This is a genomic window from Empedobacter tilapiae (genome assembly GCF_004785645.1).
GTDB lineage: Bacteria > Bacteroidota > Bacteroidia > Flavobacteriales > Weeksellaceae > Empedobacter > Empedobacter tilapiae.
In genome coordinates this window covers 281,846-303,462 of record NZ_SRPE01000006.1, presented here as the reverse complement: position 1 = coordinate 303,462, position 21,617 = coordinate 281,846, and the positions used below count along the sequence as shown (strand labels likewise).

Annotated in this window: 22 protein-coding genes and 1 tRNA gene; 11 read left to right on the top strand and 12 right to left on the bottom strand. The window is 29.6% G+C overall.

Annotated elements, in window-relative coordinates; all coding sequences use genetic code 11:
* Positions 1 to 767: 767 nt before the first annotated feature.
* Complete coding sequence (locus tag E4J94_RS10520; RefSeq protein WP_135835767.1) at positions 768 to 1,697, top strand: glutaminase; 930 nt, start codon at positions 768 to 770, stop codon at positions 1,695 to 1,697.
* Here E4J94_RS10520 and cmk read toward each other — a convergent pair.
* Positions 1,687 to 2,373, bottom strand: coding sequence for a (d)CMP kinase (gene cmk / locus E4J94_RS10515; RefSeq protein WP_135835753.1), 687 nt, complete (start codon positions 2,371 to 2,373; stop codon positions 1,687 to 1,689). The two genes, E4J94_RS10520 and cmk, sit on opposite strands and share 11 nt — an antisense overlap.
* Positions 2,374 to 2,424: 51 nt before the next feature.
* A complete protein-coding gene (gene porQ / locus E4J94_RS10510) occupies positions 2,425 to 3,450 on the bottom strand; it encodes a type IX secretion system protein PorQ (RefSeq protein ID WP_135835752.1) in 1,026 nt (341 codons plus the stop codon).
* Between the two features lie 118 nt (positions 3,451 to 3,568).
* Between porQ and E4J94_RS10505 the strand changes: the two genes are divergently transcribed.
* Positions 3,569 to 5,839: a DUF2339 domain-containing protein gene (locus E4J94_RS10505; RefSeq protein WP_168801857.1), complete on the top strand. Its 2,271-nt coding sequence runs from the start codon at positions 3,569 to 3,571 to the stop codon at positions 5,837 to 5,839.
* A 15-nt stretch (positions 5,840 to 5,854) separates the two neighbouring features.
* Here the strand turns inward: E4J94_RS10505 and E4J94_RS10500 are convergent, their stop codons facing one another.
* On the bottom strand, positions 5,855 to 7,150 hold the full coding sequence (locus tag E4J94_RS10500; RefSeq protein ID WP_135835750.1) for a mechanosensitive ion channel family protein: 1,296 nt from the start codon (positions 7,148 to 7,150) through the stop codon (positions 5,855 to 5,857).
* Between the two features lie 150 nt (positions 7,151 to 7,300).
* Between E4J94_RS10500 and zupT the strand changes: the two genes are divergently transcribed.
* From zupT to E4J94_RS10475, 5 genes are all read left to right on the top strand, one after another.
* Complete coding sequence (zupT, locus tag E4J94_RS10495; RefSeq protein WP_135835749.1) at positions 7,301 to 8,083, top strand: zinc transporter ZupT; 783 nt, start codon at positions 7,301 to 7,303, stop codon at positions 8,081 to 8,083.
* A gap of 241 nt (positions 8,084 to 8,324) precedes the next feature.
* Positions 8,325 to 9,047, top strand: a complete 723-nt coding sequence (locus tag E4J94_RS10490) for a hypothetical protein (protein ID WP_135835748.1) — start codon at positions 8,325 to 8,327, stop codon at positions 9,045 to 9,047.
* Between the two features lie 6 nt (positions 9,048 to 9,053).
* Positions 9,054 to 10,847 carry an L-type lectin family protein gene (locus E4J94_RS10485; protein WP_135835747.1) on the top strand — a complete coding sequence of 598 codons (1,794 nt, stop codon included), beginning with the start codon at positions 9,054 to 9,056 and terminating at the stop codon, positions 10,845 to 10,847.
* A 268-nt stretch (positions 10,848 to 11,115) separates the two neighbouring features.
* On the top strand, positions 11,116 to 11,439 hold the full coding sequence (locus E4J94_RS10480) for a hypothetical protein (RefSeq protein WP_135835746.1): 324 nt from the start codon (positions 11,116 to 11,118) through the stop codon (positions 11,437 to 11,439).
* A 235-nt stretch (positions 11,440 to 11,674) separates the two neighbouring features.
* Entirely contained in the window at positions 11,675 to 12,043 is a 369-nt protein-coding gene (locus E4J94_RS10475) for a hypothetical protein (RefSeq protein ID WP_135835745.1), read from the top strand.
* A gap of 60 nt (positions 12,044 to 12,103) precedes the next feature.
* Here the strand turns inward: E4J94_RS10475 and E4J94_RS10470 are convergent, their stop codons facing one another.
* The 3 genes from E4J94_RS10470 to E4J94_RS10460 form a co-directional block, all read right to left on the bottom strand.
* On the bottom strand, positions 12,104 to 12,562 hold the full coding sequence (locus tag E4J94_RS10470) for a hypothetical protein (RefSeq protein WP_135835744.1): 459 nt from the start codon (positions 12,560 to 12,562) through the stop codon (positions 12,104 to 12,106).
* A 303-nt stretch (positions 12,563 to 12,865) separates the two neighbouring features.
* A tRNA-Leu gene (locus E4J94_RS10465) sits at positions 12,866 to 12,946 on the bottom strand.
* 60 nt (positions 12,947 to 13,006) lie between these two features.
* Entirely contained in the window at positions 13,007 to 13,789 is a 783-nt protein-coding gene (locus E4J94_RS10460) for an MBL fold metallo-hydrolase (protein WP_135835743.1), read from the bottom strand.
* Between the two features lie 42 nt (positions 13,790 to 13,831).
* Between E4J94_RS10460 and E4J94_RS10455 the strand changes: the two genes are divergently transcribed.
* Positions 13,832 to 15,274 (top strand): TonB-dependent receptor, encoded by a 1,443-nt coding sequence (locus E4J94_RS10455; protein ID WP_135835742.1) that lies wholly within the window; start codon positions 13,832 to 13,834, stop codon positions 15,272 to 15,274.
* A 122-nt stretch (positions 15,275 to 15,396) separates the two neighbouring features.
* Here the strand turns inward: E4J94_RS10455 and E4J94_RS10450 are convergent, their stop codons facing one another.
* From E4J94_RS10450 to bcp, 3 genes are all read right to left on the bottom strand, one after another.
* Positions 15,397 to 15,963, bottom strand: coding sequence for a hypothetical protein (locus E4J94_RS10450; protein ID WP_135835741.1), 567 nt, complete (start codon positions 15,961 to 15,963; stop codon positions 15,397 to 15,399).
* 107 nt (positions 15,964 to 16,070) lie between these two features.
* Positions 16,071 to 17,132, bottom strand: a complete 1,062-nt coding sequence (gene recA / locus E4J94_RS10445) for a recombinase RecA (RefSeq protein ID WP_135835740.1) — start codon at positions 17,130 to 17,132, stop codon at positions 16,071 to 16,073.
* Between the two features lie 11 nt (positions 17,133 to 17,143).
* Complete coding sequence (gene bcp / locus E4J94_RS10440; protein WP_135835739.1) at positions 17,144 to 17,599, bottom strand: thioredoxin-dependent thiol peroxidase; 456 nt, start codon at positions 17,597 to 17,599, stop codon at positions 17,144 to 17,146.
* A gap of 173 nt (positions 17,600 to 17,772) precedes the next feature.
* On the opposite strand from bcp, the gene E4J94_RS10435 reads away from it, so the two are divergent.
* Together E4J94_RS10435 and nth are read left to right on the top strand one after the other, a co-directional pair.
* Positions 17,773 to 18,465: a DUF4919 domain-containing protein gene (locus tag E4J94_RS10435; protein ID WP_135835738.1), complete on the top strand. Its 693-nt coding sequence runs from the start codon at positions 17,773 to 17,775 to the stop codon at positions 18,463 to 18,465.
* Between the two features lie 106 nt (positions 18,466 to 18,571).
* Positions 18,572 to 19,192, top strand: coding sequence for an endonuclease III (gene nth / locus E4J94_RS10430; RefSeq protein WP_135835766.1), 621 nt, complete (start codon positions 18,572 to 18,574; stop codon positions 19,190 to 19,192).
* Between the two features lie 28 nt (positions 19,193 to 19,220).
* On the opposite strand, the gene E4J94_RS10425 is transcribed toward nth, so the two are convergent.
* Together E4J94_RS10425 and E4J94_RS10420 are read right to left on the bottom strand one after the other, a co-directional pair.
* The gene (locus tag E4J94_RS10425; protein WP_135835737.1) at positions 19,221 to 19,676 is read right to left on the bottom strand and encodes a lipocalin-like domain-containing protein; all 456 of its coding nucleotides are present in this window, start codon (positions 19,674 to 19,676) and stop codon (positions 19,221 to 19,223) included.
* A gap of 88 nt (positions 19,677 to 19,764) precedes the next feature.
* Positions 19,765 to 20,211, bottom strand: coding sequence for a lipocalin-like domain-containing protein (locus E4J94_RS10420; RefSeq protein ID WP_135835736.1), 447 nt, complete (start codon positions 20,209 to 20,211; stop codon positions 19,765 to 19,767).
* Between the two features lie 51 nt (positions 20,212 to 20,262).
* Here E4J94_RS10420 and E4J94_RS10415 point away from each other — a divergent pair, with 51 nt between their 5' ends.
* On the top strand, positions 20,263 to 21,108 hold the full coding sequence (locus E4J94_RS10415; RefSeq protein ID WP_135835735.1) for an alpha/beta hydrolase family protein: 846 nt from the start codon (positions 20,263 to 20,265) through the stop codon (positions 21,106 to 21,108).
* 30 nt (positions 21,109 to 21,138) lie between these two features.
* Here the strand turns inward: E4J94_RS10415 and E4J94_RS10410 are convergent, their stop codons facing one another.
* Complete coding sequence (locus E4J94_RS10410; RefSeq protein WP_135835734.1) at positions 21,139 to 21,582, bottom strand: lipocalin-like domain-containing protein; 444 nt, start codon at positions 21,580 to 21,582, stop codon at positions 21,139 to 21,141.
* Positions 21,583 to 21,617: the final 35 nt, after the last annotated feature.

Genomic DNA, 21,617 nt, shown 5'->3' with positions numbered 1-21,617 from the left:
AGGCCTCCCGCTAGCGTTCATCCTGAGCCAGGATCAAACTCTCCATTGTAAATAATTTCGTGTGAAGCAAGAGCTTCTGTTTTTTACAACTTCGAATTTCCTATAGCTCCATTATTCAAGGATTGACTTCGTTATTATTCGGCTATTTGTTTCTTCTGTTTATTTTATAATTTCAAATGAACTTCTCATCTTAGCAATACCTCTCGGTATTTGCGGTTGCAAAGGTAATACTTATTTTTTAACTGACAAATTTTATTTCGAAAATTTTTAAGTCTTTATTTCAATAAGCCAATCTTACTTTCACTCCCAAACCCCTCTCGGAATCGGTTTGCAAAGGTAATACTTATTTCTAAACTCGCAAATTTATTTTTAAATAATTTTTTTCGCTATATAAGCCCTTATGTCAATTACAATACTACTCGTCTTTCGTATTGAGGTTGCAAATATACAAACCATTTTTCCGAACTTCCAAAACAACTTTACATTTATTTTACATTATTTCCTTAAGTGATTGGTACAACGTAAAATATTTTTTGAAAGTTTTATCAAATAGCTAAATTTTCCATACGAAAACACCTGTTCAATCTAGTAAATGGATACTTTGTGGTTGTAAAATAAAGAAGAGTTGTAGCCAAAGTGGAATCAATTATTAAGTATATAATATAAGATTCATCCAGAAATCGGGAGATTTATTGAAAATAAAAGTCAACATATATTCTATAAAGAAAAAAATAGATTTATTTGCATACATAATATATATGCTTGTGATGATTTCTAAAGAAAAAGAATATTTTGAGATAATAAATAAGATTTACCTAAAAGTAATTAAAGAAGAGAATTTAGGTGAAACAGCGAACTATATCCCAGAATTATCCAAAATAGATGGCGAAAAATTTGGAGTTTCTTTATTGTTTACGGATCAACTTCAGTTTGGATTTGGTGATTGTGAAGAAAAATTCTCGATTCAAAGTATCTCAAAAGTGTTACTTTTAGCTTTAGTTTATAGAGATATTGGCGAGAAAATTTGGGAAAGAGTTGACGTAGAACCTTCGGGAACGTCTTTTAATTCATTATTGCAATTAGAAACTGATAAAGGAATTCCTAGAAATCCATTTATTAATTCAGGCGCTTTAGTGGTTTGCGACATCTTAATTGATATTTGTGATGATCCGAAAGCATATTTTTTAGATTTTATCAAGAAGGTTTCTGGTAATTATTCTATTCAATATTCTGATAAAATTGCAAAAAGTGAATTTTCTACCGCTTACCGTAATGCAGCTTTGACAAATTTTATCAAATCGTTGGGCAACATTCATAATTCTCCTGACGATGTTCTAGATTTGTATGTTTATATCTGCTCGATTGAAATGTCGTGTATGGAATTGAGTAAAACTTTTTCTTTTTTGGCTAATAAAGGAAAAAACTTGTTTGATGATTATCAAGTTTTAAACATTAGTCAAACAAAAAGAATCAACGCTATCATGCAAACTTGTGGTTTCTATGATGAATCTGGTGAATTTGCTTTTCGTGTTGGATTACCTGGAAAAAGTGGTGTTGGCGGAGGAATTGTTGCTATTATGCCGAAATATTACATAGTTTCTCTTTGGAGCCCTAAATTAAACTTAAAAGGAAACTCGTATCGAGGAATGAAATTTCTAGAAGAATTTACAACTGCAACAGAGGATTCTATTTTTTAGAATTAATAATCTCCATCACTTTATTTACCGTTTCTTCTAAATTCATGTTCGAATTATCGACTTCTATTGCGTCATCAGCTTTACGAAGCGGAGAATATGTACGATGAGAATCGATATAATCTCTTTCGTTCACATTTTTCAACACCTCAACCAAAGGAATATCTTTACCTTGTTGTTGATATTCTAAAAAGCGACGTTGTGCACGAACCTCTGGTGAAGCTGTGACAAAAATTTTGATATCTGCATGTGGAAAAACTGTTGTTCCAATATCGCGACCATCCATCACGATACCTCCTTTTTCTCCCATTTGCTGTTGAAGCGCTACACAATAATCACGAACAGCAGGAATCTCAGAAATTGGACTCACCATTTTAGAAACTTTCATCGTACGAATATCAGCTTCTACATTTTCTCCATTCAAAAAGGTAAGATTCTTTTGAGTCGTAAGATCTTGTTTAAATTCTATCTTGATGTCAGATAAATTGGTTATTAATGCTTGCTCATCAATTTTATTATCGACAATATACTGATGTTGAAACGCATACAAAGTTACAGCGCGATACATTGCACCACTATCAATATGTGTATAACCAAGATTTTTTGCAATAATTTTTGACATCGAACTTTTTCCAGTAGAAGAATATCCGTCGATTGCAATAATTAAATTTTCTTTCATCTAAATAGAAATTGAAGACAAAGATAAGATTTTATAGTTGTTTGAAAAGTTTTATAACCAAGGATTACTTCTCCAATAATCTCGACCTTGAATAATACGATCTAAATTAAGAATCAAACCAAAGTGATTAGAACCTCCAGATTTGTGATAATTCGCATGACTAAATTCGAATCGAAAAGCATTTACACGGATTCCAAAACCATACGTTAAACCAGATAAAGAGCGAATTCCATCTGCAGATAATTCATTTCCACGTTTAAAATTATATCCTAAACGCATATTAAAATCTGATTCTGGAAATAATTCTGCACCAACCGAAATATGATCAATCATTTTTCTTCCAGCAGAAACTTCTTGTCCGTTCTTATTATAAGGTTGAGAAATATCAAACTTCTGCAAATCGTGCAAAGAAAACGTAAATTCTAACGGAACATGCTCCAATCGATGCGAAATACCCAAGTTAACTTGCGTTGGCATGTCTTCTTTTTTACCATTATACGTTTGAATTTGCCTTCCAATATTACGCACAACTAGCGAAACATTGATATTTTTATCGAAATCGTGATACGAAAGACCTACATCTCCCGCAATTGCCGAGGATTTATATGATTCTATTGTAGAATTAATGTATTTTAAATTTGCTCCAATTGTCCAGTAATCGCCTAAAACACGTGCATAACCAACTGTAATCGCTGCATCATTTGCTTTGAAATTCCCTGTTACATTTCCATTTTCGTCAGTTCCAATTAATTTTCCGTAATCAACATATTGACCATGAACAGAAACAAAATTTTCTTTATCGATTTCATAAACCGTCGAAAATGTTCCAAAATCAACATCCGCAATATAATTGACGTAATTGATTCCGAATTGACCATGCATTTCTCGGTTCATCAAGGCAGGATTCCATAAAGAAGAATTGGGATCAGCATCCCAAGAAGTTGCTGCATTTCCTCCCAAAGCCGCTTGACGTGGAGAAGTTGTAATGTTCAAAAACTCGTAAACACGCGTTCCATCTTGCGCAAAAATCAAATTCGATAGCGCGATAAACAATAATGTACTTAGCTTTTTAAACATTTAGCAAAAATAAAGATTTTGTAGAATAACGAAAACAGAATGATTTTGGTATATGCAAAACAAAATTTTAGGCTTTCTGAAAAAAAAGCTTAACTTCAATTTACCTAAAAAACACTTTATGGAATTTTTTATTGCCATTATTATATTCGTATTGATTGTGATTTTGTTTAATAAAGTTTCGAAACTAAAAAAACAAATTGATTATCAAGAAACTAAGCTAAAACATTTGCAAGAGCAATTGGATACGAAAGAAATTAAAACTGAATCAAAACCAATTATTCCGCAACCTAAAATAGTTGAAGAGAAAAAGATTGAACCTCAACCAGAAGTTGTTTCCTATCATAAAGTCGAAACGCCAAAACGTATTTTTGACGAAATTCCACCAAGACAAACAACTGAAAGCAGTTTTGATAAAAATCTCAACAACGCAATTGCATTTATCAAAGACAATTTCTTGACGATTTTCGGAATTGTAACCTTAGTTCTAGGAATTGCTTACTTCGTAAAATATGCAATTGATCAAAATTGGATCAACGAAACTTTTCGCGTGATGATTGGAATTGGAGTTGGTTTAGGGATTATTGGAATTGCTCATTTTATTCGGAAAAATTTTGAAATCTTTTCTTCCATTTTAATCGGTGGCGGATTAACCGTTTTATATTTCACCTTAACCATCGCCTTCCGAGAATATCATTTATTTTCTCAGAATACCACTTTTGGATTATTAACAATTGTAACGATTTTTTCTATTGTGATGGCAATGTTATATAATCGACAAGTTTTAGCCATTTTCTCGATTATTGGTGGTTTTACAGCTCCATTAATGATTAGTACTGGCGAAAGCAATTTTGTATTTCTATTTGGTTATTTGACGATTTTGAACTTGAGTATGCTGTACATGGCTTGGAGAAAAAACTGGCAAATCATTTCATTTATCGCGTTTGCTTTTACCTTTATATATAGTATTGCGTGGGTTGACGATTCCAAAACCTCAACGCAATATCTTTTCTTTGGCTTGCTTTACGTTATTTTTACGGTAACAAGTTTGTTGAATTATTTTAAAAAAGGAGAATTTTCGGTTTGGAATTGCCTTTTACTAATTTTCAATACCATTTTATCAACCATTTTAATTTCTTCAGTTTATTATTTTATTGTTGGAAATAACAATGGTTTGATGGCTTTCTTATTTGGATTGATAAATGCTTTCGGTGCATTTTACATCTACAAAACATCTAAAAATAATTTATTACAAAATACCTTAATCGGTTTGAGTATTGCGCTTATCACAACTGCAATTGCACTACAATTTAAAGCAAATGTCGTTTCGATTTGTTTCGCGATTGAATCAACTTTATTACTATTTCTTTGGAAAAAAAGTAAAGAAAATATTTTCAAAGTCTTTTTCATTGCGATGTTCCCTTTTTTATTGATTGCTTTATGCGTCAATTGGTTTGATTATATCGATACTGAAAAACATTTAGCCGTAATTTTCAATCATGTTTTCATCACAAGTTTTATTGCATTAATTTGTTCTATTGCGAATATATATTTGATGAAAGATTTCGAAACCGAAGAACAATTTTTAGGTTTTAAGCTCAATCATTCCAAATTTATTTTCATCTCAACATCTCTTTTATTGATGTACACAGGAATTTTGTTCGAATTAATTTACCAAATCGAACCTTATTTCAACTTTATGATGATTGTAAGTTATGTATTGATTTATACATTATTCTTTATTGCATTTGTTTTAGCGCTGCGCGAAAAACTAAACTTAGGAAATGCTTTGCAACTTATTTTACAAATTTCTGCAGCTTTCTGCATTCTATTTTTACCAATGTTTGCTGAAATTCCGTTGTTACCAAGCAAAATAAATTACAACATCGGTAGTTATTTTCTTTATTTGAGTTATCTCATTCCGACAGCTTACATTATTTATTTAGTTGTAAAAAGTAGCGATTTCCAAAGCTCCAAAGCAAAACAAATCATCAGCATGCTTGTATTGGTTTATGTGATTAGTTTCGAGAAATACAATGGTTTTATGTTAATAACACTTGATGAAACTTCATCTAATTTTTCGCATCAAGCCGATATTTTCCGAATGATATTATTGCCAATTATTTGGGCAGTTTTAGGATTTGTATTGATTTATTTCGGATTGAGAAAACAACTGAAAGGTTTTCCTATTGTTGGAATTATATTATTTGGATTGATTATTCTAAAATTATATTTTGTTGATGTTTGGGAAATGAGCAATATTTTCAGAATAATATCTTTTATTGTTTTAGGAATTTTAATCTTATTAACTTCTTTTATGTATCAAAAACTAAAAAATTTGATGGTTAATTTGATGGAAAAACCGAGCGAAAACAAAGAAGCTGAACAATAATGTTCAGCTTCTTTGTTAATTATTTCTTCTCAATGCTTCTGCAATGACACGCATATCATCCGAAGAAGGCGACTCGAAAATTTCTAAATGGAAATATGGAACAACTGCAATAATATGATCGAAAATATCAGCCATAATCACTTCATATTCGTTCCAAACCGTGGTATTCGTAAACATAAATAACTCAATTGGCAAACCGTGTTCAGTTGGTTGAAGTTGTCGAACCTCAAACATCAAATCTGTTCTAATTTTTGGACTATTATAGGTATATGTCTTTATATATTGTCGAAAAAGACCAATATTCGTCATCCGTCTTCCATTTGCTAAAATTGTTGGATCAACTTTATTCGAGACATTATATTGATTGATTTCGTTTGTTCTATCCACAATAAAATCATGTAACATTCGAATTTTTTTCAATTCTTCAATTTCATCTTCCGTCAAAAATCGAATCGAATTCATTTTAATATTTATCGAACGTTTTATTCGTCGTCCACCAGCATTTTGCATACCGCGATAATTACGAAACGAATCTGAAACCAATGCATACGTCGGAATTGTTGTAATTGTTTTATCAAAATTCTGAACTTTTACTGTTCCTAAATTAATTTCAATAACTGTTCCGTCTGCACCATATTTTGTCATTTCAATCCAATCACCAACGCGCACCATATCATTCATAGAAACCTGAATACTCGCCACAAAACCTAAAATAGAATCTTTGAAAACCAACATCAAAACTGCTGAAGCCGCTCCCAAAGAAACCAAAAAGGTAATAGGCGATTTCCCTGTCGCAATCGAGAAAATTAGGATTCCGCAAACAAAGAAAACTAAAATATTCATCACTTGCAGATAACTATCAATTGGTTTATCCGAAAAAGATTTATTACCTCGAAGAAAATCCCTGAACGATTTAAAAATTGCATTAAACAACAACCCAACCGCAATTACCAATGCAACATCTGTAATTTGCATCGCAATTTTTATCCAATTTGGGAATCCTTTGAAGATAAGAGGAATTGCTTCTTTTGCTACAATTACTGGAACAATATGTGTTGCAAATTGCAAAACCCTATTCTTGATTAACAAATCATCAATCTTGGTTTTACTTTTCTGAATAGCGTTTGTTAAAACTAATAACAGAACTTTTCGTAATAAAAAGTCTATTACATATAAAATAATTACAAGTGCTATCGATAATAAAATGGTGGTAATTATCGTAGTTGAATAGCTAGATAGCCCTAATTGGGCAATCATTTCTAAAGTTGAGCGATACACATCGCTTTGAATATTTTCGTCTAAAAGTTCCATTTCAATAAAAACTAATAGAACAAAAATAAGTTTATCCTTTTCATAATTTACAACAACTGATAAATTACATTGAAAATATTTAATTTATTTTGATTCAAAGTAAAGAAAAGTTTACATTTGTTAGATTAATCTAACTTATTTATTAAATTAATGTTTTCAAACCCCTTGATATTTGCTTTTAGTTTAACTTTCCTTGCCGGAATCAGTACTGGAATAGGAAGTCTTTTGTGTTTGCTTTATAAAAAATTCAATCCAAAATTCTTAGGTATCATGTTAGGAATTTCAGCAGGAGTAATGCTTTATGTATCTTTTGTAGAAATTTTAACAAAAGCTAAATTATCATTATCAAGTGTTTTTGGAGAAAAAATAGGTTCTACATATACTTTATTGGGATTTTTTGCTGGAATTTTAATCATTATTTTAATCGATAAAATATTACCTCATCATCATTGTGAAGAAAATAAAACAGAAACAAACGATCAGAAATTATTGCGTTTAGGTATTTTTTCTGCTTTGGCTTTATCGATTCATAATTTTCCTGAAGGATTAGCAACCTTTTTATCAGCATTAGAAAATCCAACTTACGGAATTTCTATTGCTTCAGCTATAGCAATTCATAATATTCCCGAAGGAATTGCTGTTGCTATCCCAATATACTATGCAACTAAAAATAGAAAAAAAGCATTTCTGTACTCTTTTTTATCAGGATTGACAGAACCTATCGGTGCATTAATTGGCTATTTCATTCTCTTACAATTTTTTGATGAATCAATTTTCGGAGCAATTTTCGCGAGCGTTGCAGGAATGATGGTCTATATTTCTATCAATGAATTAATTCCGACTGCACAAGAATATGCAGGAAAAAAATTATCTACTTACGGCGTTGTATTAGGAATGTTTATCATGGCTATTAGCTTGGTATTATTTATATAGATCTATTAATAATTAATCATTAACTGATTATTAAATGTTAAATATTTAATAATCAGTTAACTTGTTTAAATATTTTATTTACTTTTGTCGAACCTAATACTAAAACCAACCAATAATGCCTAAATTAATTCACTTTCTTAGAAACAAAGATTAGTAAATTTTTAAACTTTTAAAATTTACTATATCAACTATATATCTATAAAAAATCAATTACATAGATATTACAATCTAAATATTAATTATGAAAAAGACCTTATTTTCTACACTTTTATTAAGTGCTTCTGTGTTTTCTATAGCACAGGTAGGAATTGATACAAACAATCCTAAAACCACTTTAGATGTTAATGGTAGCTTCGCTACAAGAGAATCTTCTGTTGCTATAACAGGTTCTACTGCAACTTTGGATATCAAAAATGCTTTTTACAAAATCACAGGAGGTACTGCCAATTTTTCAATTGTATTTTCTACAACCGCTCCAGTAGGAGGTGTTATACAAAACGGACAACGTATTGTTATATATAATGATACGAATTTTGAAGGCTCTTACAATTCATTTAAAATCCCTTCAAAAACAGCCCAAGAATTTATTTATTCTGGCGGAGCTTGGTATTCTGTAAAAGCAGCAAGTAATACTCCTTCTCAATTAAAATGGTTTTATGCGCCAAGTATGGTATTGGATACATCATATACTACTACTGCAAGAACATATAATGTATATGAGAATTACAAAAAACAGTTTACAAATACAGGATCTGAATCAAATGTAAATTATGGTCCTACAGGAACAATAACTACAATTCCTATCTACAACTCTTCTGCAGATTTTGATTATGTCATTACTGGATATGATAAATCTGTTTTTTATGAAGTATCTATCAATTCAAGCGGAGTATTAAGTTATAAAGTTAATGGCGCTGCAACAGACAAAACTTTTATGAATATTGTTTTTGTACCTAAAAACTAAAATAATATGAAAAAGAACTTACTAACATTAACAATATTGACAGGAATTTGTTCGCAATTAGATGCGCAAACGTTTCCTTATAGTAACTCACTTCAAACTAGTGCAAGTTATAATTTAATTAATGGAAGTACAGGAGTATCTGTAAATGCTAATGTTAATGGAACCCAAACAAAAGGAGTACTATTAACTCCTGCAGAAAAGGACAAGTTTAGCGGAATTGAATTAAACGGAATCAACTTTAACACAAACAGAGGTTTTAATATCGATTTCGAATATTTTCAATGGGGAGGAAGTAACCAAGCAGATGGTATTGCATTAGTTCTTTATGATGGAACTACAACTAATCCTTCAATGGGTGCTAAAGGAGCAGGATTAGGTTATACTTATTCTAAAGGCTCAACGACTAGTAGTAGTACTTCAGGTTTTACCAATGGGTATTTAGCTTTTGGTTTTGATAGTTTTGGGAATTTTCACAGAGTTAGAAGAGAAGGAAATGAATGGAGAAATGGAGTTTATAATGTAAGTGGATCTAATGTGTATGATGGTATTAATCCACAATCTGGTTCATCAAGTTTTCCTGAGCTAACATATCAAGGAGATTCATCCAATAGGAACAAAGCAAGTTATTTTACTATTAGAGGAAGTTCTAATAATCCTAAGTGGATTCAAAATTCAACAAATTCTGATAACTCACGAGGTTATCCTTTACTATACACTGTAAACACACAAGTTGCTAGTGATGGAACAACAAATGGTGTTACAAACGGAGCGTCTTTATCTGCTAATGATAACGGAGGACATGGAACTAGAAAGATTTCTAGTTTTAATCCTTTTAATATCAGAAGTGGTGTGTATACTGAAGATATCAAAAATGCAGGTTACCGTAAGGCCTATTTACAGTTCAGAAAAGGTAAAAGAGAGTATTATAATTCAGATAGAGTAACTATCAATGAAGTTATAGAATCTTATTTTGTGGATGTTCTTATAGAAACTAATACTGGTAGAAATACAATTGTAAAAAATGAACAATTCAGAATAAGTGCAAAAAATGTAGCTAGTCGAGCTATTAGAAACTATTATGATCCTAATTCATCTAACTCTACTCAAGCATCTGGATTTAGTACATTAAGTTTTAGTGGAAAAGCTCCAAATACTCTAAAAATGGCTATTACTGGATCAACAGGTTTATATTATCAAAATCAATTGGTTCGAAACGTAAATATTGCATTACCTTATTCCCCTAATGCAATGAATGATGCATATAGTAATATCTGCAATAATTTCCCAACTATTATAGGACATCCTTTAACAAATGATACTGCTTATAATAATGATGAATATATTGAAAGATATGAAGGAACACCAACAACATCTGCTACCGATTTAAAAGAAATGACTCATACTGTTTCAACCCCAAGTATAGATTATATTGACACTTCCTCATTTTCTTTTATGACTATGAATTCAACTGGAGAGTACGAAAAGGTAACACCTAATCAGTATTTATACACGATTCCAGGAGTTGGAACTTTCCAATATATTTACCAAGAGAACGGAATTAATCTTTCTCCACAAAATGCATATATTGTTTTTACTCCTATCTCTAGCGGTGCTGCATTAAATAACACCTTTAATATGCACTACACTATAAAAAACAAACCAAATATGAGTGTAAATGGTCAAGCATTAGGAGATGAAGAATACAGATCTGCTATAAGTACAATTACTGTCACAACTGGTTCTTCAAACTGTTCAAAACCATATATTATTACAAATAAAAATGTAACAAATTCTTTATAAACAATTAAAAGCCTCTATATAGGGGCTTTTTTTACATTTCAAAATAACTGACATTAAAAAATATTTACTACTAGGAAATCTTCATTTTTTTTCAGAACTAGAATTATATTTATAAAAACAAAAAAACTTCCCACAAAGAGAAGTAATTTTGAGAAATGATATAAATTAACACATGAGGATTTTGTTACTGCAAACTTACTTCAATATTTTTTTGAGTAGCTTAATTGAATATTATCTGATTGTTAAGTCAAGATTAAATAGAAGATTTATGAAAATAACGTGTTTACTTTTTTGTTTTATTTTAATTTTTGGGTGTTCATCAACTTCAGACTCTCATAATTTAAATGATCAACTTCATGATGGAATGTATTGTGCAAAAGTACGCGTAGAGACAAAAGAAAAAATTAAAACATATAAACTAACTATCACTACAAAAAATAATTATCTTCAAAAAATTAATTGGCCAAGCGGAGGTTGGCTAGATCGTTCTCACTACAAACTTCCCGAGTTTTACGATAATGAAACTACTTTAATAGATGATAGAGGTCGTAAATTTGAAATAAAAATTATACATAGAGGAGAATGTAAATAAAAAAAGCTCGAAACTAATGTTTCGAGCTTTTTTTTTAGTACTCGGAGTAGGAACATTCTTTAAGAAAATTAGAGGTTCTGATTAAAATGTCACTGAAAAAATATTCCTCTACAAACCTTTGTCACAAAGGAGTTATTGATTTGTCATGAATGACTATGAAATTAAAACCATGATAGTAAATATGGTAATTCTTTTGATTTCATATCTATCAATACATACATAAAATTAATTCATTATGATAGCAATCGGAAGGTTCAAATTAGAAACAACAAAACCTGGACAAAAGTTGATTTATAGAATTAGACATTCAAATAATGTTGATATAAAATATGATAATACATATGGAATTGTTATTGGTTCTGAAGGTATATATTCTTTAAACATAACAGATATTTCTAAATTTACATTAAATACAATGACTAAAAGAGAACTTAACTCTTTTTGGAATAAATTGTATATACAATATGATGCTGACTGGAAGAACGCACAATCTATACATCACAATGAAACAGAATCTTTTATGATTAATCTATTAGCAAAATTCTATGATCAATTAGGCATATCTTTATTTAGATATGATAAAGAAAAAATAATTTGGGATTAGGTAGTAGTAAAGGCAACGCTCCAAAATTTGACAATAAATGTCAATAACTTTTTTTACTTTTTAAAGAAGTTTTTCTTTAAAAGGTAAAAAGTTATATATTTTTAAAATAGATTTAAAAATTTCATCTTTAGAATCTACACATAAAAATCTTTGTTCAATCGCATTGTTTAAAGAATTATCTGAAAAAACAACAAAAATTGAGATACCATCTAAGCAAATTTCACTCTTTTTAGAAAAAGCACTATTGTCTAGATTTAATAAAATATTTTGAATTTTCGGAAAGTCTTTGTTATTAAGTATTCTGGAATTTTTGTTTATAACTTTCTTTTTGTTAATAAATTTATATGTTGTGCTTTTTACTAAATAGATAGTGTCATTTAAATTCCCCTCTTGTTTTTCTATTAGTAAATTGTATACTCTACTATTATTCGTGATATTTATTTCAACATTATCTATATTTAATTTTTTTTGTGCATTTAACTTAAACAGAGAAAAAATAATTAGTATGTAATATTTCATATTCAAATTTAGTGTGTATAGTCAAAAAAAAACAATTTTATTCATAAATAGATTAATCACCATCTTTCTCATTATCAGATTTAAAAATAGATAATAAAATCTGTTTCAGAATCATTTATAGATTTATAAGCTAAAAAAACATTTTCTTTTCTAAAAAAAAGTTCCTTTATGTTATTGTATTCAATTGGATAATATTTTTTAATCAAATCAATTCTTAATTATTCGTAATATTTCAACTTGTTTAAATTCGTTGTCAAAAACGAATAAAAAAACCCTAACTAATTAAAGTTAGGGTTTTTTAAGTACTCGGAGTGGGAATCGAACCCACACTCCAAAGGAACACGAGTTTGAGTCGTGCGCGTCTACCAATTCCGCCATCCGAGCCTTTATGGACTGCAAATATAGTGTTAGTTTATTTATTTTTCCAACTATTTTTTAAACTTTTTAAAGAATTATTTCTAACATATCGTAAGCCAAATATTTACCTTTTGGTAATTGCTTTTCTACAATATCATGAAAGCCCAAATGATGCGAAATATGCGTAAAATAAGTTTCCTTCGCTTCTATTAAATCCGAGTATCTTATTGCTTCATCTAATAATATATGCGAAAAATGTTCTTGTTCTACTCGCAGCGCACTAATGATTAAAACTTCTATTCCACGTAATTTCTCTAGAGATTCTGTTGGAATCGTTTTTACATCTGTTAAATAAGCAATTTTATCATCAATCAAATATCCCAAAATAGGCAAAGATCCGTGCAAAACTTTAATCGGTTCAATCGTAAATCCAGCTACTGAAAATTTTTCTTCTTCTATAACATTTTCTATTACCGTTGGCACTCCAGGATATTTATGTTCAGCAAACATATAAGGAAATCGATTATGTAATTCATCCAATACGCGTTTCAAGCCATAAATATTCATATCTTCTCCAGATTTGAAAACCAACGGACGAATATCATCCAACCCCATTACATGATCATTATGTTCATGTGTATATAATATTCCATCTAATCTTTGCGCATTATAACGCAACATTTGTTGTCTAAAATCTGGCCCGCTATCAATTGTTATAATCTTACCATCTTTTTCCAATAATAAAGAAGAGCGCAAACGCTTATCTTTTTGATTAGTTGATAAACACACAGGATGATTACTTCCTATAATAGGAATTCCTTGCGATGTCCCTGTTCCCAAAAAATGTATTTTTATATTTGATTTAGCCATAATGATTTGGTAAATTTACCACAAACTATTTGAAATTAAAATATGGCATTAGAACAAGTTCTTACTCCTAAACAAAAAGCTTTAGAAATCAATTTGAATCCGAAAATATATGGTTCTTTTGCAGAAATTGGAGCAGGTCAAGAAACCGTTCGCTTTTTTTACCGTGCAGGTGCTGCTTCGGGTACTGTTGCAAAGGCTATGAGTGCTTATGACAAAGAAATGTCCGATTCGATATATGGTGTAGAAGAAAATCGTCGTTATGTGACACAAGCTCGCCTTAAAAAGATGCTGGATCATGAGATGGAATTGATGAAAGAACGTCTAATCCACGATCACTATAAAGAAAAAGCATTTTTTACGTATGCAAACACTGTTACAACAATTGATTATTCGAAGAAAAATGAAGGTCAAGGTTGGATTGGCTTACGTTTTAAATTAAATGCTGAAGATGAAAAAGCCAATGAGATTATTTTTCATGTAAAATTCAAAGAAAATACAGCACAATTACAACAAGAAACGTTAGGTGTATTAGGTGTTAATTTGATTTATGGTGCTTATTATTACCACGACAATCCTCGAAAATTAATTAAATCTTTGTATGATACATTAGATAAAGATCAATTAGAAATTGATATGATTAATTTCCGTGGACCACAATTCAAATATGTTGATAATCGTTTAATGTCGCTTCAATTAGTTAAAAATGGAATGACTGACGTTGCGGTTTTCAATCCGCAAGGAAAAAATATTTTACCTGCCGATTTATTATACAAGAAAAATATCTTCGCTGTTCGTGGTTCTTTCCGTCCTTTTATGAATGTAAATATGGATATGTTCAAAGGTGGTTTAGAAATTTTCAAACAAGAAGATGATGTTAGAACAGATAATACCGAAATTTTATTTGAGATTACACTTTCTAACTTGATTGCTTCTGGTTTTGAAGGAGAATTAAATGAACGAGATTTTTTAGATAGGGCTGATATTATTGGCAGTTTAGGTTACAATGTTATCATTTCTAACTTTTCTGAATATTATAAATTGGTTGATTATTTCTCAAAATTCACTCGAAATCAAACCAAAGTCGGTTTAGCAATGGGTGTTAATAATTTACTCGAAATTTTCAATGAGCAATATTATGCCGATTTACCTGGCGGAATTATGGAAGCTTTCGGAAAATTATTCAAGAAAAATGTAAAAGTTTACTTATATCCATATTTAGACAAAGAAAAAGATATTTTGTTGACGTCGAAAAATCTACAAGTAAGTGATAGCGTGCACGAATTGTACAAATATTTCTTGTATAACGGAAGAATTCAAGATATTTTGAATTACAACAGAGGTTATTTAGATTCTTATTCGCGTCGAATTTTAGAAAAAATTGCCAATGCCGAACAAGATTGGGAAAACGAATGTCCAGAAGGTGTTGCAGACATGATCAAAGATCGTGGAATGTTTGGCTATAAATTGAAATATATTTTGGAGTAAACTATATAGTATGTAAATCTGAATTCTTTTCAGATTCTCATCATAAATAATATGCAATGTTTAAATAAATTCAACATGACAAACCACTTCTGCAGAAGTGGTTTTTTATTTTAATTATCTCGTTATTTATTAATAAAATTTTTAAAATCATTAAATAAAAGCTGAAAAGTCTTTTCCAATTGAACATCTGAAGTAGTAGAAGCCGAAACTCCTTCATGTTTAAACTCTAAAATTGATCCTGATTCTTTCGCATAAATCTTTTCCAAATTTTGTAAATCATAAACTTCAAGAATAATATGATACTCTCTTTTCATCTGATTATTGTTCATTGAATTATCTTTTTTACCATTTTTATAAGCAGGCTTTAATAATGTTTTCAACAGTAATAAATAATCTTTATTTGTCTGATCTTTTATTAAAATTAATTCATCTTTTGTTAATTGATATTTAAAATCATTCACATCAAAATCTATAAAATTTTGTTGAAGATATAACTGAGAACCAAAAAGAGATTTGAAATCATTATCAACCTTTTCATTAAATTTTACAGCATTAAATGGAAAATTATTTTTAACCAATAAAAAAGTTTTGTCAAGTTGAATTGATTTCTTTTCAGGATTCAATAATACATCTGTTAATGCATATTTTGGTGAGTAACAAGAATTAAAAAAAGCATAAAATACAACCAAATAAAAATAATTTTCTCATACATAAATATTAATGTCTTTTAAAGATAATAAAAAAAGCTCTGAGTAAACTCAGAGCTTAAAAATCATTATATAAAAATTCTTTCGAATTAATCTTCAGCAAATAATTCTGCTTCGTCAGCTGGATTATCAACAGAAGGTTTTCCATCTACTGGTTCACCTTTGATTAATGCGACAATTTTAGCTTCAATTTCTTCTGCTAATTCAGGATTATCTTTCAATACTTCTTTTACAGCATCGCGACCTTGCCCTAATTTGCTATCGTTGTACGAATACCAAGAACCAGATTTGTTTACAATGCCTTTCTCAACGCCCATATCCAAAACTTCTCCAACTTTAGAAATTCCTTCACCATACATAATATCAAATTCTGCTTGACGGAATGGAGGAGCAACTTTATTTTTAACCACTTTTACTTTCGAATGATTTCCGATTACCTCATCTCCATTTTTAATTTGAGTTGAACGACGAATATCAATACGAACAGAAGCATAAAACTTCAATGCGTTACCTCCAGTTGTTGTTTCTGGATTACCGAACATAACCCCAATTTTTTCACGTAATTGGTTAATAAAAATCGCTGTACATTTCGTTTTATTGATTGTTCCTGTCAACTTACGTAAAGCTTGAGACATCAAACGAGCTTGTAATCCCATACGAGAATCCCCCATTTCGCCTTCGATTTCCGCTTTTGGTGTAAGCGCAGCAACAGAGTCAATTACGATAATATCTATCGCACCTGAACGAATTAAATTATCTGCAATTTCTAAAGCTTGTTCACCATTATCTGGTTGAGAAATAATCAAGTTTTCAACATCAATACCTAATTTTGCTGCATAAAAACGATCAAATGCATGCTCTGCATCAATAAAAGCGGCAATACCACCAGCTTTCTGAGCTTCTGCAATTGCATGTAGTGTTAAAGTCGTTTTACCTGATGATTCTGGTCCGTAGATTTCGATGACACGTCCACGAGGATAACCTCCTACACCTAACGCTAAATCTAATCCTAATGACCCTGAAGGAATTACTTCTATTTTATCATCAACAGCAGAATCTCCCATACGCATTACAGTTCCTTTTCCGTAAGCTTTGTCCATCTTATCTAAGATTAGCTGTAACGCTTTCTTTTTATTGTCTAAATCGCTCATTATATTATTTTTTATTTTTCTAAAATTTGTTTTGCGTGTTCTTTTGTTTTCACTTTTTCAATTACATCTGTAATTATTCCTTTTTCATCAATAATGAAAGTTGTACGATGAATTCCATCAAATTCGCGTCCCATAAATTTCTTTGGTCCCCAAACTCCAAAAGCATTCAAAATATCATGACTTTCGTCTGCAAGCAAAGGAAAAGGTAAATTGTTTTTCTCGGCAAAATTCTTTTGTCTTTTCACAGAATCTGCGCTTACTCCAACCAAATGATAACCTTGTGCGTTTAACGCATTTTCGTTATCGCGCAAATCACATGCTTCGGCTGTACAACCTGGTGTACTTGCTTTTGGATAAAAGAAAACGACTAATTTTTTTCCTGCAAAATCTTGGTACGAAACTTCGTTTCCATCTTGATCAATTCCTTTAAAATCTGGAACTTTATCTCCTATTTTTAACATCTTGATTTATCTTTAGAACTTCTCGTAAAAATAATGATTAAATCTTGAATCATTACTGATTTAATTAATTAATCTTTTATTTATAATACAAATGTAACACTACATAACGACAAAATGAGTCGCTTAAATTTTCTACTAAATTTTTTTTTTAAAAGTTATCTTTATGGAAAACTAAACTTATGAAAACATTTCTAGCTACATCATTCTTTTTATTGTATTCTTTTATAATTGCCCAAGAAACTGAATTTCGAAAAGTTGATTATAAAGCTATAGAAAAAGAAATCAAAAATAAAAATTCTGAATATTACTACTCAACTTTGATGGATCGATTTCAAAAAATAGATACAACATTAACAATAGAACACATGTATCATTTATACTACGGAAGTACATTGCAACCCAATTATGATCCTTACGATTTTATTGAAAAAAATAAAATTGTTGAAAAAATAGAGGAAAATACAAATGTACCAACTTCTGAAGAAGTTCAAATTTTGAAAAAATTTTATACAGATATCTATAAAACAAAACCTTTTACAGATTTAAGAAATATAGAAACTTTGGCAATTATCTATTCTTTTGAAGAAAATGAAGAAAAAATAAAATCATTACTTCATATATTTTACAAGTTAATCGATACTTTATTGATAACTGGTGACGGATTTACAAAAGGAACTGCAATAGATGTTATTAATACAAGAAATGAATATAACTTAATGCATCTTTTTGGAGTTGATATAGAAAATCAAGCTTTAACACATGATAAAGGAAGATCTTATGATATATTGAAAGGAAAAACTAAAGAAAATAAAGAAGTTGAATTATATTTTGATGTTACAAGATTATTCGAATTAAATAAATTAAAGTTTTAAAAATTTAGAGTAAGTTCTTATTCTCTATATCTTATGTTATAAACAATCCAATCAAGATATTAAAATATGTTTGCTTATTTTTACACAAAAAGTTCCAGAACTTATGATGTTAAAGAAAGAGCGTATCCTATTTGTGATTGATGAATTGGAAAAATTATATCCAGTTCCACCTATACCATTAGACCATCAAGATGCTTTTACATTATTGATCGCTGTTTTATTATCTGCTCAAACAACAGATAAAAAAGTGAATCAAGTAACACCCGAATTATTTGCAAAAGCTTCTAATGCAAAAGCAATGTCCTTATTAGAAGTAGATGAAATAAAATATTATATCCGCGAAATTGGCTTATCAAACACAAAAGCCAAAAACATCAAACGATTATCAGAAATATTACTTGAAAAACATAATGGCGAAGTTCCTGAAAGTTTTGAAGAATTAGAAGAATTACCTGGTGTTGGACACAAAACAGCTTCAGTTGTGATGTCGCAATGGTTTGGTCATCCTGCATTCCCAGTAGACACACATATTCATCGTTTGATGAAATTATGGAAATTGACAAAAGGTAAAAATGTTGAGGAAACTGAAAAAGATGCAAAAAAAATCTTTCCAAAACAGTTGTGGAACAAGTTGCATATTCAAATCATTTATTATGGAAGAGAATATTCTCCTGCACGCGCTTGGAGCTTAGATAAAGATTTTATTACACGAAAAATGTTCGAATAAAAAAATGCTCGAAAATTCGAGCATTTTTTTATTGCATAGATTGATATACATATCTCATATATTTTACAGAATCGTTTTCCATAAATTCCTTTTGAATTATTAACGATTTTGGATTAATCTCATACATATAATATTCTTTAACATCTCCATTAACAGGAGTCATAGTCAAAGTTCTTTTATCTTTGGAAGTTACATAAACATAATTCCCTTCTTCTTGTTCCTCTACACATTTCCCTTCTAACGTTTTATATGATACTGCATAATATTTTTCTACATCTCTAAAATCTAATGTAGATTGTCTTTCACAAGCCAATAGCTTATCTACAATATTCTTATTCCCTGAAACTTTTATAGTCTGTTTCAATTGCCATTTATTCCCACGTAATAATTGATCTTGAGAAATTGCCAATGAATCGTCTTCTTTACAAGAAAAAACAGAAAGTAATAAAATTGATGCTAAAAATAGGCTGAATATATTTTTCATTCGGTTCAATAATTATCTGGTAAAAATAAAGATTTTGAATGATGTAAAGTGAATATAAAAAATAAACCTGAAAACTTATTTTCTTTATTTATTGTTTACGTAAAATATCATAACTGATTGTGTTTGCTATTTTCTCGAATTCCTTATCTGAATCTACAATTTTTTTATCAATATATGTTTCAAAAGTTATCGTTTTATCTTGATTAATTTTCACAATTCTATCTTCAAAAATATAATCATCAATGTAAAATTGAATTCTATTATCAACAATTCGCCAGAGTGTTAATCGAGGCTCACTAGGAAAACAATTACCATTACTTCCTTCTACATAATTATAAATAGAATATCCATTATCCCAAATTGTATAATTTCTCATTAACCGACAATCATCAAATTCTTTAGACACTTTTTTGCCATTTTCATAAAAGCCAGATTCTTGTAATTTCCAAAAACCAATCACATTATCAGGATTTAATTGTTGAGAAAACATTTTTGAAGAGAATAATATTAATAGAATTAAAATAATTTTTTTCATAAGATTGATTTACCTTGTAAAGGTATATTTTTATCTTATCAAATAAAAAGAATGAAAGAATTCATATTAGAAACTTCCGACAAATATCCAATTGCCGTAACCTCTTTTGGAGAAAATAATGCAACTAATAAAATCATTGTTATCTCATCTGCAATTGGCGTTAAACAAACTTTTTATGCAAAATATGCAACTTATTTAGCCAACAAAGGTTATTTAATTTTCACATATGACTATCGCGGAATTGGAGAATCAAAACCTGATAAAATGAAAGATTTCCATGCGCATTTCATAGATTGGGCTGATAAGGATTTTTTAAGTTTAACACAATACATTGAAGAATTTTATCCTAGCCATGAAAAATATCTAATTGGTCATAGTATTGGAGGAATTATGATTGGTCTAACACGAGCTTATAGAGCGTATGACAAAATTATTACTATTGGATCTCAATTTGGTTATATCAAGAATTTTCATCAAAAAGATAAACCAAAAGTAAATTTCTTTTTTAGAATTGCTATACCTGTTTTATCATCAATCTATGGATTTTTTCCTTCCCAAAAAGTTGGAATGGGTGAACCTATTCCGCGTGGAATTGCAAGCGATTGGAAAAAATTAATTACAAAAGAACAATCTATTTTAGGTTACGCTGAAGAAACGCAGAATTTGTATGATGAAATTACAAAACCTATTTTAATTATTAGTTTAGATGACGATTTTATGGCAACTCCAAAGTCAGTTGATTTATTTGCAAAAATAGTATTGAAAAATGCAAAAAAGAAACGATTAAATATTATTCCTAGGGAATATGGATTAACTAAGATTGGACATTTAGATTTTTTTCGAGAAAAGTATAAAAATGAATTATGGAAAATTCCATTAGAATATATTGAAGAATAAAAAAGCTCGAGGAATTCTCGAGCTTTTTATTTATTTTATAAAAGTCGCAATAACTTTATAATCAATTTTTCCATCTGAATTTGTATCTTCTTCAAGAACTAAAACCATTTTGTTAGATGTAATTTCTTGTATTTTGAATATAGTTTCATCATCTAGAACATGTAAGTTTCCATTTTCAATCTTATAAACTCCACCATAAACATCGTTCATACATTGATTACTATTATTATCGTTATAATACTCATCATTTTTATAAGTTTTGTCTTTGTTGAAAGTTGTTGTAGACTTCTTTTCACAATCATCAGGGTATTCTACTTCATCCGCTTCTCCTATTTCTTGATAAAGAGTTTTTTCAAGTTTCCATACTCCTACGATTTTTTCATCTAAAGATTTTCCTGAATCATCATCATCTTTACAACTAAAAAAATTTAATGATAGAGCTCCTACAAGTAGTAAACTAAATGATTTTTTCATATTACTGTAATTTAAATTGTTTATTCAGCTAAAAT

Excerpts from the sequence above, each read along its gene's own strand:
- E4J94_RS10520 (WP_135835767.1), top strand. The coding sequence starts at position 768 with ATGATTTCTAAAGAAAAAGAATATTTTGAGATAATAAATAAGATTTAC.
- cmk (WP_135835753.1), bottom strand. The coding sequence starts at position 2,373 with ATGAAAGAAAATTTAATTATTGCAATCGACGGATATTCTTCTACTGGA.
- porQ (WP_135835752.1), bottom strand. The coding sequence starts at position 3,450 with ATGTTTAAAAAGCTAAGTACATTATTGTTTATCGCGCTATCGAATTTG.
- E4J94_RS10505 (WP_168801857.1), top strand. The coding sequence starts at position 3,569 with ATGGAATTTTTTATTGCCATTATTATATTCGTATTGATTGTGATTTTG.
- E4J94_RS10500 (WP_135835750.1), bottom strand. The coding sequence starts at position 7,150 with ATGGAACTTTTAGACGAAAATATTCAAAGCGATGTGTATCGCTCAACT.
- zupT (WP_135835749.1), top strand. The coding sequence starts at position 7,301 with ATGTTTTCAAACCCCTTGATATTTGCTTTTAGTTTAACTTTCCTTGCC.
- E4J94_RS10490 (WP_135835748.1), top strand. The coding sequence starts at position 8,325 with ATGAAAAAGACCTTATTTTCTACACTTTTATTAAGTGCTTCTGTGTTT.
- E4J94_RS10485 (WP_135835747.1), top strand. The coding sequence starts at position 9,054 with ATGAAAAAGAACTTACTAACATTAACAATATTGACAGGAATTTGTTCG.
- E4J94_RS10480 (WP_135835746.1), top strand. The coding sequence starts at position 11,116 with ATGAAAATAACGTGTTTACTTTTTTGTTTTATTTTAATTTTTGGGTGT.
- E4J94_RS10475 (WP_135835745.1), top strand. The coding sequence starts at position 11,675 with ATGATAGCAATCGGAAGGTTCAAATTAGAAACAACAAAACCTGGACAA.
- E4J94_RS10470 (WP_135835744.1), bottom strand. The coding sequence starts at position 12,562 with ATGAAATATTACATACTAATTATTTTTTCTCTGTTTAAGTTAAATGCA.
- E4J94_RS10460 (WP_135835743.1), bottom strand. The coding sequence starts at position 13,789 with ATGGCTAAATCAAATATAAAAATACATTTTTTGGGAACAGGGACATCG.
- E4J94_RS10455 (WP_135835742.1), top strand. The coding sequence starts at position 13,832 with ATGGCATTAGAACAAGTTCTTACTCCTAAACAAAAAGCTTTAGAAATC.
- recA (WP_135835740.1), bottom strand. The coding sequence starts at position 17,132 with ATGAGCGATTTAGACAATAAAAAGAAAGCGTTACAGCTAATCTTAGAT.
- E4J94_RS10435 (WP_135835738.1), top strand. The coding sequence starts at position 17,773 with ATGAAAACATTTCTAGCTACATCATTCTTTTTATTGTATTCTTTTATA.
- nth (WP_135835766.1), top strand. The coding sequence starts at position 18,572 with ATGTTAAAGAAAGAGCGTATCCTATTTGTGATTGATGAATTGGAAAAA.
- E4J94_RS10425 (WP_135835737.1), bottom strand. The coding sequence starts at position 19,676 with ATGAAAAATATATTCAGCCTATTTTTAGCATCAATTTTATTACTTTCT.
- E4J94_RS10420 (WP_135835736.1), bottom strand. The coding sequence starts at position 20,211 with ATGAAAAAAATTATTTTAATTCTATTAATATTATTCTCTTCAAAAATG.
- E4J94_RS10415 (WP_135835735.1), top strand. The coding sequence starts at position 20,263 with ATGAAAGAATTCATATTAGAAACTTCCGACAAATATCCAATTGCCGTA.
- E4J94_RS10410 (WP_135835734.1), bottom strand. The coding sequence starts at position 21,582 with ATGAAAAAATCATTTAGTTTACTACTTGTAGGAGCTCTATCATTAAAT.